The organism is Halanaerobium saccharolyticum (assembly GCF_003259895.1).
Taxonomy (GTDB): Bacteria; Bacillota; Halanaerobiia; order Halanaerobiales; family Halanaerobiaceae; genus Halanaerobium; species Halanaerobium saccharolyticum_A.
Genome location: NZ_QLME01000011.1, coordinates 23850 through 36767 on the forward strand (window position 1 = coordinate 23850; position 12918 = coordinate 36767).

14 protein-coding genes are annotated in these 12918 nt (G+C 36.9%); all 14 read right to left on the reverse strand.

Annotated elements, in window-relative coordinates:
• Positions 1 to 22 precede the first annotated feature (22 nt).
• Positions 23 to 649: a ThuA domain-containing protein gene (locus C7958_RS08500; RefSeq protein WP_111572251.1), complete on the reverse strand. Its 627-nt coding sequence runs from the start codon at positions 647 to 649 to the stop codon at positions 23 to 25.
• Between the two features lie 139 nt (positions 650 to 788).
• Entirely contained in the window at positions 789 to 1571 is a 783-nt protein-coding gene (locus C7958_RS08505) for a thermonuclease family protein (protein WP_111572252.1), read from the reverse strand.
• Between the two features lie 90 nt (positions 1572 to 1661).
• Positions 1662 to 2876, reverse strand: a complete 1215-nt coding sequence (locus C7958_RS08510; protein ID WP_111572253.1) for a pyridoxal phosphate-dependent aminotransferase — start codon at positions 2874 to 2876, stop codon at positions 1662 to 1664.
• Positions 2877 to 2926: 50 nt separating this feature from the next.
• Complete coding sequence (locus tag C7958_RS08515) at positions 2927 to 3841, reverse strand: diguanylate cyclase (RefSeq protein ID WP_111572254.1); 915 nt, start codon at positions 3839 to 3841, stop codon at positions 2927 to 2929.
• 72 nt (positions 3842 to 3913) lie between these two features.
• Positions 3914 to 5110 (reverse strand): M20 metallopeptidase family protein, encoded by a 1197-nt coding sequence (locus C7958_RS08520; protein ID WP_111572255.1) that lies wholly within the window; start codon positions 5108 to 5110, stop codon positions 3914 to 3916.
• 1 nt (position 5111) lies between these two features.
• Positions 5112 to 6512, reverse strand: a complete 1401-nt coding sequence (locus C7958_RS08525; RefSeq protein WP_111572256.1) for a methyl-accepting chemotaxis protein — start codon at positions 6510 to 6512, stop codon at positions 5112 to 5114.
• A gap of 12 nt (positions 6513 to 6524) precedes the next feature.
• The gene (locus tag C7958_RS08530) at positions 6525 to 6797 is read right to left on the reverse strand and encodes a CZB domain-containing protein (protein WP_111572257.1); all 273 of its coding nucleotides are present in this window, start codon (positions 6795 to 6797) and stop codon (positions 6525 to 6527) included.
• A gap of 48 nt (positions 6798 to 6845) precedes the next feature.
• Positions 6846 to 7274: an ATP-binding protein gene (locus C7958_RS08535; protein ID WP_111572258.1), complete on the reverse strand. Its 429-nt coding sequence runs from the start codon at positions 7272 to 7274 to the stop codon at positions 6846 to 6848.
• A 43-nt stretch (positions 7275 to 7317) separates the two neighbouring features.
• Positions 7318 to 7671: an STAS domain-containing protein gene (locus C7958_RS08540; protein ID WP_166668504.1), complete on the reverse strand. Its 354-nt coding sequence runs from the start codon at positions 7669 to 7671 to the stop codon at positions 7318 to 7320.
• Between the two features lie 84 nt (positions 7672 to 7755).
• Positions 7756 to 9105 carry a PP2C family protein-serine/threonine phosphatase gene (locus tag C7958_RS08545; RefSeq protein ID WP_166668505.1) on the reverse strand — a complete coding sequence of 450 codons (1350 nt, stop codon included), beginning with the start codon at positions 9103 to 9105 and terminating at the stop codon, positions 7756 to 7758.
• Positions 9106 to 9211: 106 nt separating this feature from the next.
• Entirely contained in the window at positions 9212 to 9523 is a 312-nt protein-coding gene (locus tag C7958_RS08550) for an STAS domain-containing protein (RefSeq protein WP_111572261.1), read from the reverse strand.
• 50 nt (positions 9524 to 9573) lie between these two features.
• Complete coding sequence (locus C7958_RS08555) at positions 9574 to 10821, reverse strand: HD-GYP domain-containing protein (protein WP_111572262.1); 1248 nt, start codon at positions 10819 to 10821, stop codon at positions 9574 to 9576.
• A gap of 52 nt (positions 10822 to 10873) precedes the next feature.
• Positions 10874 to 11233 (reverse strand): ferritin family protein, encoded by a 360-nt coding sequence (locus tag C7958_RS15935; protein WP_243834315.1) that lies wholly within the window; start codon positions 11231 to 11233, stop codon positions 10874 to 10876.
• 143 nt (positions 11234 to 11376) lie between these two features.
• Positions 11377 to 12918, reverse strand: coding sequence for a proton-conducting transporter transmembrane domain-containing protein (locus C7958_RS08565; protein WP_111572263.1), 1542 nt, complete (start codon positions 12916 to 12918; stop codon positions 11377 to 11379).

A 12918-nucleotide genomic window follows, 5' to 3' on the forward strand; every position in this document is an offset into this window, starting at 1 on the left:
TTACTGCGGGAGGGTTTTAACTTTATACTTCCAAAATATTATTTATCAATTTCTGCATCATTTCTTCCTCAAATACTTCCAGAGTGTGCCCCGGAGTCAGTACAATTACTTTACCCTTTTTGTAATCTTTAGTCCAGCCGGCAGTGCTCTCTCCAAACTGATCACTTTCTGCTTTCAAAAAGACCTCAACTTCTGGATCCACATCCATAAAATACTGTTCATCTGTAATTTTAAAATCCGTAATTCCCCGGGTCAGAAAATTATCTGCTGCTGCTTTAATTGTGATTTCTGGATGTTCTTCCGGGTGTTGAATAAAATGTCCCCCTGCAATCTCTCTAAAAAGTCCATCTTTAGGGTAGCTTGCTGTTCCAGAATGAACTAAAAATAATTTGCCACCCTCTGCTAAAAACTGATCAATTTTCTTTTCGTGGTATTCGTCAAGCCAGTAGGCTTCATCATCTGGATCGTTTATTTTACCCCAGGTTGCCAAAATTAAAATATCATATTCCAGCAAACCTTCCCAGTTAATTTCCTGATGACTGCTGAAAATATCCAGCTGATAATCATTTTTTATTACCATTTTTAAAGCCTGTTTTAAATAGTCAGAAGGATGATAATAGTCGCCGACCAGGGCCAGTACCTTTTTCATCTGTCAGCCTCCTCGTATAATATACTTAGTGATATTGAATATTTATCACTAATTTAATTAACTCAAATTTCTATTTTCTAATCAAATTTATAATCAAATTTTTATTCAACAATTCAATTTTTAATCTGTAATCAAAATATTATTCTGTAATTAAAATATCATGAGGATCATCAATAATAATCTGGGGGCTTCCCTGATAAAATTCAATTTCACCTAAAACTTTAATCTTTTTATCCAGAAAATATGCTGCTGGCTGATAATCAAATTTATTTAAATCCCTATTAAAAATTACCAGCGAAAGTGTGTTCTGATAAGCCTTAGAAAAGTTAAGATAGTTTACCGAATCAGTGGCTGCAGTATCAACTATCTCTCCTGCTACAATTACCCTTTCGTCTCTGAATAATTCAGCCTGCTGATAGGAAATGACTGGTAGAGATTTTTCCATTTCCAGCACCTGAGACCAGATGCCTTTTCTGGACTCTCTTGCCCTGGAGACAGCATTTTTAAACTCATTTTCAAATTTATCATTGGGCTCAACTATCATCAAAGTTGCATAACCAGCTTCCAGCAGCCTCTGATTAAAATTTTGACCGTCCTGATAAATATAGGCTAAAATCCTGCCATACTGGTCTTCTCTTTCCTGATCATACTCCAGTAAAACATTTTGCCCCTCTAAATTGTCAAAAGTAAATTCCCTGGCTGCTTCCGCATAAAACTCGGACTCACTATTATTATCCCAGTCAATCTCAGGAGTATCAACTCCTAAAAGCCGAATAGAATCACCGGCTGCAGTCTCAACTGTATCACCGTCAATAACTCTTTCTATATAAACTTCTGCTGCCTGCTGACCATCAAGATAAAAGTAGGAACCACCAAGAATAACTACTAAGGCCATTAAAGCTGTAAATGATTTTTTTAACATCAGATCAATCCTTAATTTTCTTCTTTGCTGTCAGAATTACAATTATTGAATAATTACAGAAAAATTACAATTATTACTAAAGCACCATAATTACTGTTGATAGGTGCTTAAAAACTTCTCTAACCGACCAATAGCAATTTTTAGATCTTCTTCTGGTGGTAAAAAGACAAGTCTAAAGTGGTTTGGTTCTGGCCAATTAAAGCCGCTACCCTGAACTAAAAGCACCTTCTCCTGAGTTAAAAAATCAAGAATAAAACGCTCATCATTTGTAATATTAAATCTCTCAGTCTCAATTTTTGGGAAAAGATACAGACCTGCCTCCGGTTTAACACAGCTAATCCCCGGTATATCTGTCAGCAGCTTATATGCTAAATCACGCTGATCCTTAAGTCGACCACCCGGCAGCACCAGATCATCAATACTCTGATATCCGCCCAGAGAAGTCTGAATAGCATACTGTGAGGGCACATTACTGCAGAGCCTCATAGAAGATAACATGTTTAAACCTTCAATATAGCTTTCTGCATGGTATTTTTGACCGCTGAGCATCATCCAGCCGGCTCTAAATCCAGGAACCCGGTGTGATTTGGAAAGTCCACTAAAAGTAACTACCAAAACATCCTCAGTCATAGTTGCAATTGAAGTATGCTCTGCTCCATTATAGGTTATTTTTTCATAAATCTCATCACTGTAAATAATCAGCTCATTTTCCTTAGCAATCTCAATAATTCCTTCTAAAATCTCCTCCGGATAATTAGCTCCAGTTGGATTATTGGGATTTATAACAACAATTGCCCTGGTGTTATCATTAACCTTAGCTCTAATATCATCCAGGTCAGGGTACCACTTTGACTGTTCATCACAGATATAGTGAACAGCCTTACCCCCGGCAAGATTTACCGAAGCTGTCCAGAGAGGATAATCAGGTGTCGGAATTAAAACCTCATCCCCATTATCCAGCAGCCCCTGCATGGCCATTGTAATTAATTCACTGACCCCATTGCCGATATAAATATCATCAATCTCCACGTCCATAATTCCTTTTTTCTGATAATACTGCATTACTGCTTTTCGAGCCGGAAAAATTCCTTTAGATTCACAATATCCCTGCGAATTTTTTAAATTATACATTACATCATGGATAATTTCATCCGGGGCATTAAAACCAAAGGGAGCTGTGTTCCCAATATTCAGCTTATAAATATTATATCCTTCTTCTTCTAACCGAGTCGCCTCATCCAGAACCGGTCCTCGAATATCATAACAAACATTTTGCAATTTAAGCGATTTTTTAATATAATCCATATTTCAACCTCCATTTTTACTCAATACTCGCTGCTCACTGGTCGCTTTCTTTATTCATAATACTTTTTCTTTCTCTTATTATTATACATTATTTTGTCCGCTTTTTTAAATATTTGATCTAAATTTTGTTCATTTTTGGTTTTGACAGCAAATCCAAGTGATAACCTGAGCTCTACTACCAGCTCCTGCTGCTGATTATATTTTTTTAAATTAAATTTAAGCCGCTGGTAGATTTTATCAGCAGCCTCAAAACCTGTTTCCGGCAGAATAATTGCAAACTCGTCGCCACCAATTCTGGCAACTATATCTTCATTCCGACTTGACTCTTTTAAAACTTCTGCTGCCCCTTTGATGTACTGATCTCCCATTTTGTGACCATAATTATCATTTATAAGTTTTAATTTGTCCAGATCAGCCACCATCAACGTAATCGGAAGTCTGCGGGAGGACGCCAGCCGCTTCAGTTCATTTTCAAAATATCTTCTGTTATATAATCCTGTCATTTCATCGTGAAAAGATAAATACTCTACTTCCTTCAGCAGCTCTTTAAGCTCATTATTAGTTTTTTCGAGCTTTCTCTGAGTTTCACTGAGTTTTAAATGAGTATTGACCCGTGCCAGAACCACTTCTTTTTGAAAGGGTTTAACAATATAATCTACTGCTCCTGCTTTTAAGCCCTTAACAATATCCTTGCTTTTATCCAGACCGCTGATAAATATAATAGGAATATTTTTAGTTTCTGGATCAGCCTTTAAACGACTGCAGACTTCAAAACCGTCAATTTCGGGCATCATGATATCAAGCAGTATTAGATCTGGTTTTTTCATATTTACAAATTCTAAGGCCATCCTGCCGCTTCTGGCTAAAGAAATCCTGTAGGACTTTTCCTTTAATATATCACTTAATACCTGAATATTCAATTTGCTGTCGTCTACTATTAAAATAGTTTTATCTCTATTCAACATCCTATCTCCTCTTCCAGCAATATTGTTTACCCATCTTAGATCTGAATAAATTACTGTATCTATTATTTTAGTTTAAGAATTTAAAAAATCTATAGCAGCCTGGGCCATTACAGCAACCCCATCTTTTAACACCGAATCATTAAATTTGAAATTCGACTGGTGATGATTAATTACTTTACCTTCAGGAGCAATCCCCAGGTAATAAAAGGCTGCTGGAACTTCTCTGCCGAAATAGGAAAAATCTTCTCCTCCCATTTCCGCCTTTTCTTTTTCTCGAACTCTGTTTTCACCCAACACCTTTTCTGCCGCTCCAGCCACTATTTTTATCATTTCAGAATCATTAACTACCGGTGGATAACCAAAAATATAATTGAATTCATAATCTGCTCCATAAATATCACAGATATTTTTAATTACTTTTTCGATATTTGCTGCCAGCTGTTCCCGGATCTCACTCTTTAAAGAGCGAACTGTAGCCTTCAGTACTGCCTGGTCCGGAATTACATTATGGGTGCTGCCTGCTTCAAAATTGCAGACAGAAATAACTGCTGACTCTAGAGGATCAATCCGGCGGCTGACAATTGTCTGCAGGGCAGAAATTATTTCGGCTCCAATTGGAATCGGATCAATAGTATTCTGCGGTCGGGCAGCATGACCACCTTTGCCGATTATTTTTAGATCAAAACGGTCAGGTGAGGCCATAAAAGGACCACTTTTATACTCTACAACTCCTTCAGGACTGCTGCCCCAGAGATGAAGACCAATCGCTGCATCAACATCAGGGTTTTGGAGCACTCCTTCTTTGATCATCCCCTCAGCCCCACCTGAGGTCTCCTCCCCCGGTTGAAAAAGAAATTTTAAATTACCATTAAAATCGGCAGCCAGTTCTTTGAGCGCCAGGGCAGTTCCAATCAAAATCGCAGTATGTCCATCATGACCACAGGCATGCATGATTCCTTCATTTTTTGACTTAAACTTAAGCTCATTCTTCTCTTCTACCGGCAGAGCATCCATATCAGCCCTGATTAAAAGAGTTTTAGCCTCAGAGTCACTGCTGTTTCTAAAAGTTGCAGTGACTCCCGTCCCAAAAATATTCTCTCTAACTTCAAATCCAAATTTCTTCATTTCTGCTGCTGCCAGGGCTGCTGTTTTATTCTCTGAAAAAGACAGCTCTGGATTTTGATGAATCTGATGTCTAATCTTAATCACATATTCCTCAACTTCTGCTGCTTTTTCTTTTATTTTCTGACTGAGATCATTCTGATTCATTTTATTTCACCTCAAAATTTTTGATAAGTGACTGTAAATGTTTTGCCATATTTTCCAGTTCATCTGCAGAAGCGGATATTTCCTCTACAGTTGCACTCTGTTCTTCTGCTAGAGCAGAAACCTCCTCTGCACTGGCAGAATTATTTTCTATTGCACTACCTACAGAATCTACCGCATTATTGATTGTATCAATAATTTCATCAAGATGATCTGCAAACTGATGCATTTCTTTTACCTTTTTATTTGTTTTTTCTGAGGCAGTAACCATTTGATCCAGAGAATCTCCAGCTTCATTGATAATCTGAATCTGCTTATTTACCTCTTCAATATTGGTATCCATCGAATTAACAGTTGCAGTAGTTTCGGACTGAATATCCTCAATTAAAGAGCTGATCTGAGTTGTTACTTCAGAAGATTCTTCAGCCAGTTCTCTAACTTCTTCAGCTACAACTGAGAAACCTCTGCCCTTTTCCCCGGCCCGGGCTGCCTCAATTGCTGCATTCAAAGCCAGCAGATTGGTCTGCGAAGAAATGCCTTCTATCATTTCTACCATTTGACCAATTTCTTGAGACCGCTTACCCAGCTTTTCAATGGCTTCAGTCGCAAAGTTTACAGTCTCACTGACCACATCCAGCTGACTGATTGCCTGGCGGATAGCTTTTTGACCCATTTCTGCAGATTCTGCCGACTGATCTGCCATCTTTAAACTTTCTTCTGTGTTGGCTTTTAAAGTTTTACCTTCCTGATTAAGCTGTTTTGCTACATTTTTGACTTCTGCTATTTCATTACCAATCTCGGAACTGCTCTCTGCAACTTCAGTAATACTGCGGGCAATATCTTCAGAACCGCGGCCGGTATCTTCCGAAACTGCATTCAGATCTTTAACAGCTGTCACAACAGCATCGCTATTGTCATCAATATTATTAACTAAATCACGTAAGGTGTCAATCATCTTATTAAAAGCACCCACAAGTGTTCCCAACTCATCAGTTTTCTTTGACTGCACTTTATTCCTTAAATCACCTGCTGCCACTTTATCTGCCTGCTCAACCAGCTGGTTAATCGGACCGACTGTAGTTTTAGTTAAAATCCAGGCAATTAAAGCTGCCAGCAGTAAAGTAATTACAGTCACAGAGTAGAAAATGAGATCAGATAGTTCCATCATTTCATTTTTTTCTACATTCATTTCTTCAATCTCAGCTTCAGTTAGCTGAATCATCTCGCCTAAATTTTCCCGAACAAGCATTAAATTAGGTTTAATATCTTGATTAAAGACTCTTAAGGATTCCTCCTGCTCACCAGAGGTGAAAAGTGTTACAACTTCCTGTCCGTGTCTATGTAAATTTCTATGCGGCTCTTCCATTGCCTCATAGGGTTCTCTAAAATAATCTTCTGGAGTCATATCATAATACCACTAACCCAGGTTACATTCTGTGTGATCACCCAGCTCAGGTGCTGCTCCTCCAACAAACATATCATAAAGACTGATCATCCAGAGATGATGATCAATTTCTAAATTAGCTAACTGTAATTGAAATTCGTTCATTTCTGCTATTTCTTCTTCCATCTCAATTACCTGCTGTGAATAATAATGCTGCACATAACTTCCAACAGCAAACAAAACAATTATAACCAAAAAAGACAGCACAAACTTTGCGAACATAGATCCCTTAATTTTTTTAAACAATGTCTTCCCCCCGTTTGTTAGTTCTCTATATTTTTTGAAATTTTTCCCCTATAGTTTAAAAACTGCTGTTATTTTATTGCCAGCAGAATTAAATTTCATTTGATCTGAAACCTGATTTATCATTTTTAAACCTCTACCTTTTTCTGCAAAACTGGGCTTGATTTCTAAATCACAATTTTCCCAGTCAAATCCTGGCCCCGGGTCTTTTACCTTAAATACAATTTTTTCGCTGCAGATCTGCAGCTCAAGCTTAATTTTAAAATTTTTTAAGCGCCCATTCTTTTCAGCAGCCAGAGCATATCCGTGTTCAATTGCATTTGCCAGCATTTCGCGAGCTGCAATTTCGAGACAAAACTTGATTTCTGCAGCCGAAACAGCCGAATTATCAAGCTCTAAAAATATCTTTTCTAAAAGCGGAGAAATTTCCTCCGCCTTACAAGCTATCTCATAATTTTTTTCCACTCTTGAACTCTGCATTTAATACACCTCAGCCCTGGTAATTAATCTGCTAATTAATAAGTTAAACCGGTTCTTCCTCCATCGCCTCTTCGACTCCGGCATAAACTGGAATTATTTCTTGCAGTTTAGTAACTTCAAAAACTCTTTTGATTTTCTCATTTGCGGCTGCTACAGCTAAAGTCCCCTTTTTGTTACGCATAAATTTAAACAGCGATAAAATTAATCCTACTCCAGAACTATCTAAGTAGGAAACATTGGCCAGATCAATAACCAGCTTGTTAACTCCTTCGTTTTTAGAAAGCATTTGTTTTGCTTCTTCTTTTAACTGATTTGAATTATCAAAAATAACTTCTCCCTCAAATTTTAAAACTGCTTTATTGTTTTCTACCAGCAATTTCAATGATTCTTTTAACAATTTAAACACCCCACTTTTTATTTTTATTATTCCAGGCTGAGAGACTGCACCAGCTATAGCATAAATTCCGGCATTAGCTAAATTCTAATTTAAATCATCTTCTTTGATTAACATTAGATACATTCTGTTATTGGAAGCCGTATGGCTGAAATAAATTTCCTTTTTATTAAATGAAATATCTGCTTCCCCATTTTGAGACCGATTTAAGTCTTTTTCTGCAATTGAAATTAAATCCGGATAATAATTTAAAATCGAATCCCAGCCGGTTTTATCATTTAAATTTTCCAGACTGAACATTAAAAGCTGCTGCTTATTGAGAGCTTTAATTTTAAGTTTAAACTCCGGATTTTTTAAGAGATCAGTTATAATGTCTTTAAATGTCTGCAGCAGAGGGTGCTCAGACCATAAATTCTGATCTAAAAACTCCTTAATTTCAGCTGCTTCTGCATTATTATTTTCCTGATCAAAAATACAGTTAATAATCTCACCTGCAGGTCTTTCCACTAACAAAAATGTAATATCATCTTTACCTGGACTATCATTAGTAAACTTATAAAAATCACTGCGAATTAAATCTTTTAAAAATGGTGCCGGCAAAAATTTATATTTTTTTAAAATTCCCTGCAGCTGCTGAAAATACTGCTGCTGACCATTGCTCTGTTCCAGCAGACCATCGGTAGAAAGCATCAAGGTATTATTTTTTTCAAAATTAAGAGTCTGTTCCTCCCGGCTGTCTGGAAGAGCACCCAGAGCTGCAGAAATAGGGAGCCCGCCAATATTTATTTCCTTTATCTGCTCCTCCTGGTCCAGTTTGTAGATTGGATATTGAAAACCACCACTGCTGTAATTTAAAGTGCTTTTTTTCTTGTCAAGGACAGCAATAAATAGACAGACCAGATAATCATCGGGGAAACCTTCATTCTGATAACGCTGATCAATGTAATTCATCAATTTACTGGTTGATATTTTCTCTCCCGGACTGTGCCGCAGTTTAAAATAGTTTTCAATACTGTCATTAACAAAGATTGATAGGAGAGTACTATCAATTCCATGTCCGGAAACATCGAAAAAATAAAGCAAATATTGGTCAAAAAAAGAATCCAGAGCCCCATGATCTATTTTAAAAACATTATAATAATCCCCACCAATATACTCAGCCGGTTGATAGTAATCACTGATAAAATAATCAGCGGGCTCAGCTAATTTGTCAGGCAGCATTCGCTGGTGAATATTTCTGGCTTTTTTAAGTTTTGATTTGAGATCATCTTCCAGTTCTTTAATTTTACCGTGCTGTTCTTTTAACTTTAAGTTCTTAATTTCTGCCTGAGACTCCAATTTTCGAAAATCTTTTTTATCAATCATAATTTTAACTGCCAGTACTATAATTAAAGCTGTCATTAAAAATAAAAGCAGCAGCATTAATGATAAATTCATAGGGCCCATCCTTCTCGAATCATTATATTTTAAAAATTAAGTTCTGATAGTTTTAAGTATATAATTTTAAGCTTAAAAAATCAATCTCTAGCCGCCATTGAATAAATTAAGCTTCAATTTTTATGACCTTATTTAAATGAATCATCTCAAACATGTTTTTAATATAATCACTTTTTACATTTCTAATAATTAAAGTTCCCTCTTTTTCTTTTAACTTTTTCTGGAAAAGCAGCAGTTTACCTAAACCGGAACTGTCAATGCTTTTAACCTCAGAAAAATCTAAGACAACCTTTTTGTAATCCTGCTCAAATACCTGCAGCAGTTCTGCTTTTAACTGCTGAGAATTGGAAAAATCTATATCCCCCTGCGGACTAATTACAACTTCACTGCTGTCAATTTCTGTTATTTTATTTTCCATTTTTATCCCCCATTTTTTATTAAGTTCCCTCAAATCAAATTGTTTTTAATTTAGACTGCATTTTTCAGGACAGAAATAACATCTGCATCCAGTTTCAAATCCTGCTGCATTTGATCAATAATTTCTAAAGCTCTGGTAATCGAAAAAGCCGACCGATAAGGCCTGTCCTCAGTCAGTGCCTGAAAAACATCACTTACTGCCATAATTCTACTGCCCATATTTAAATCTTTTCCCCGGATTCTAAAAGGATAGCCGGTGCCATCCAGTCGTTCATGGTGAAAACCTGCCCACTGCGGTATACTGCCCAGCCCCTCAATCTTATCCAGCAGTGTATGAGTATAAAAAGTATGCTGTTTTACAACTCTGTATTCTAGTTCTGTCAGCTCTCCCTTTTTTTCGATAATCTCATTGGGAACAATTAACTTTCCCAGATCATGAAAAAGGCCGGCAATTCTAACTGCTCTCTGCTCCTCTAAACTGTAACCAAGATCATTTGTAAGCATGGCAGCAATTGTTGCTACCCCTGAACTGTGGCGGGAGGTAAAGGGGCTGACTCGATCAATTAAATGGGCAACTATACTGGCCAGTGATTCCAGATCACTTAAGTTAATATTAGTTTTAGTCTTTTGACCCCATCTTTCCAGAATATTATTATATTCCTTTACCTTTAAATTAAGCCAGAAAGATTCTTTCTGGGCCAGGGCAGAAAATATTTTTACCAGCTCTGGGTCAAACCAGCTCCCAGATTTAGCATTAATCTCCCGCCTGATCCCCTCCACCTGATTTAAAATGAATGTATCTGACTCAATCAGTGATTCAATTCTATCTGCCAGATGAATAATTCTGCTGGCCAGAGGAATCTGAGTTTTTCTAATTAAATTAAAATTCTTTCCCTCCCATTTGTGATGATGATAATGAATAATATCAGCCAGATCAGGCATAAAAGTTAATTTTTCTATCAGCTTTGAGCCAAGCTTACAGTGGGATTCAGCAAGTTCCAGATCTATCTGAAAAACCCTTTTTGCTTTTGCCTTATTTTCATAATCCACGATACCTACATCATGAACCAGAGCTGCCAGCACGAGTTGATTTAGCTCCTCTGCCTCCAATTCCAGCAGACCTCCAATTTCCAGAGCAATGTAAGCAACTCTGCGGGAATGATCCAGAATTTCAAAATTACCCATATCTAAAGCACTGGAAAGAGTGATAAAAAGCTCACTTAACCTCATTTCAGAATTGGGAAGATTACCTAATTTTTTTATTTCAACTTTTTTTACTCTATTTTTAGTCTGTCTCAAAATAATAGCCTCCAATAAATAATCTAATTATCGTTAACCTGATTGTCTTCAACTACTTATCTTTTAAGTGGTCCTTTAAAGCTTCATAACGAGAACGCAGGAGTTTCTCATGTCCTATCTCATCTTTAATCAGCTGTTCAAAAAGAGCTTTTGCCTGCTCATCATCAGTCTGTTCCTTTAAGTATTGATATTTTTTTTGAGCGGCAATTTCATCATCTATAGCTTCTAATAATCCTTCTAATACTGGGTCCATAATTATCCCTCTTTCTTTTTTTATTTTTAAGTAATCAGCTTTAATTTTTAAGCAATCAGCAAAATATACCTGATTTTCAAAACCTGAACTTTTATCAAAACTTTTAAAGCGATTTAAAAATAAATACCAATTAGATATTCTAATAATATTATTAAACATCAACCGAAAAGCACCTGTTTTTTTCGACAAAAAACCCTAAATTTAACAAATAGCAATTAACTGCTTTTATGTTTAAATTTAGGGAGTCAGTAAATATTTATTTTTAAGCCAGAAAAATTATTATTAAAGTAAAATTAAGATCTTTAAAAATAACTGTAAATCTGCTGCCAGAGTAAGAGAACTATCATAAAAATTGGAATCCATAACAACTGCATTGTAAAATCCTGATAAACAAAGTCATGCAGCTTTTTAGAAGCGTTAAAGATTGCATTATAGAAAAAAGTTTCAAAAATTTTCTCTGTATCAAATTTAACACTTTTGCGGCTCAGACCATATAAAAAGTTTAAAAACAGCTGCAGATAATTTTCCAGGGAAAGATTGCCCCGGGCTTCAACTTTAAAGCCCCTGTTATTATAAAATAAATAGGCTGAAATCCCGAGATAAATCAGGATATCCCGCAGACCACTTAAAAGATGAAAATCTTTTTCCACCAGAGTAGATAAAATTTCACCGGGCATCTCCGGCCAGAATCCAACTACAATAATTCCCAGCATTCCTGTCAGAAGAGCCAGAATATCGTGAGTATAAATTTGATAATGATTAAACCCCTGTTTTAAATCAGCAAAAAAAGTGCTGTAGTCCTGATCCTTAATAAAAAGCCAGTAAAGAACTCTACCTGCATAGAGAAAACTTAAAAGCCCCAGCAGAAAGAAAACTGCTGTGGTCAGTAAACCAGGAGTCTGAGCAGATTTAATTAAATATTTACTATTATAACCGGCTGTGAAAACTACAGCTGCCAGAGAAGCAAAACTCAAAATGGTAGCGGCTGAGGTAATCGGACGGCGGCTGACAGCATCTTTAAAATCATAAATAATCCTGGTCCCATATTCTCTCTGCCAGATACCACTGCTGATAAAGAGAGTAGTTTTGGCAAATCCATGGGCAATAATATGCAGCACCGCTCCATAAAAAGCATACTGACCTCCGGTACCGATGGCCAGAGCAATAAAACCCAGCTGACTGACTGTAGAATAAGCCAGCATAATTTTTAAATCAGCAGAACGCAGAGCCTGCCAGCCGGCATAAATAATCATTGCCAGTCCCAGCAGAAAAAGAAAAGTATTTCCAGTTTCCATCGGAATAATTTTCAGCAAAAATATGTAGCCCAGCTTAACTACCCAGCCGGATAAAATTGCACTAACCGGAGCCGGGGCCTCTGAGTGAATTGGAGGCAGCCAGAAATGAAATAAAAAGAGACCACTTTTCATCCCGATCCCCATAATTAACAAAAACTGCAGCGGCACCGAATCAATGACTCCAATCTCTGTATAACCAAAAGCGTTTGCCGCCAGGGCTCCAAAGAGCAGAATACTGCTGCCGCTGAACTGAATCACAAAATACTGGCGCACCAGCTTCCAGTCACTCCAGGCCAGCATAAAGGTAGTGGCCAGAGTTACCATCTCCCAGGCAAAAAGGAAGAAAAACCAGTCATTTGTTAAAACTACAACCAGGGTACTTAATAAATAAACTAAAGTCAGGGCATAATACCAGAACTTATTTTCCCTGATATAATTCCAGGCTGCCAGAGCTGTCATCAGAGTTAAAATCACTCCTACCTCAGCCAGCAGAGGAAAAAAACTTTCAAATTGAAAACTTACTAAAAACTGCTGCCAGATAACAGCCAT

Excerpts from the sequence above, each read along its gene's own strand:
- C7958_RS08500 (WP_111572251.1), bottom strand. The coding sequence starts at position 649 with ATGAAAAAGGTACTGGCCCTGGTCGGCGACTATTATCATCCTTCTGAC.
- C7958_RS08505 (WP_111572252.1), bottom strand. The coding sequence starts at position 1,571 with ATGTTAAAAAAATCATTTACAGCTTTAATGGCCTTAGTAGTTATTCTT.
- C7958_RS08510 (WP_111572253.1), bottom strand. The coding sequence starts at position 2,876 with ATGGATTATATTAAAAAATCGCTTAAATTGCAAAATGTTTGTTATGAT.
- C7958_RS08515 (WP_111572254.1), bottom strand. The coding sequence starts at position 3,841 with ATGTTGAATAGAGATAAAACTATTTTAATAGTAGACGACAGCAAATTG.
- C7958_RS08520 (WP_111572255.1), bottom strand. The coding sequence starts at position 5,110 with ATGAATCAGAATGATCTCAGTCAGAAAATAAAAGAAAAAGCAGCAGAA.
- C7958_RS08525 (WP_111572256.1), bottom strand. The coding sequence starts at position 6,512 with ATGACTCCAGAAGATTATTTTAGAGAACCCTATGAGGCAATGGAAGAG.
- C7958_RS08535 (WP_111572258.1), bottom strand. The coding sequence starts at position 7,274 with ATGCAGAGTTCAAGAGTGGAAAAAAATTATGAGATAGCTTGTAAGGCG.
- C7958_RS08545 (WP_166668505.1), bottom strand. The coding sequence starts at position 9,105 with ATGAATTTATCATTAATGCTGCTGCTTTTATTTTTAATGACAGCTTTA.
- C7958_RS08550 (WP_111572261.1), bottom strand. The coding sequence starts at position 9,523 with ATGGAAAATAAAATAACAGAAATTGACAGCAGTGAAGTTGTAATTAGT.
- C7958_RS15935 (WP_243834315.1), bottom strand. The coding sequence starts at position 11,233 with ATGTTTAATAATATTATTAGAATATCTAATTGGTATTTATTTTTAAAT.
- C7958_RS08565 (WP_111572263.1), bottom strand. The coding sequence starts at position 12,918 with ATGGCTGTTATCTGGCAGCAGTTTTTAGTAAGTTTTCAATTTGAAAGT.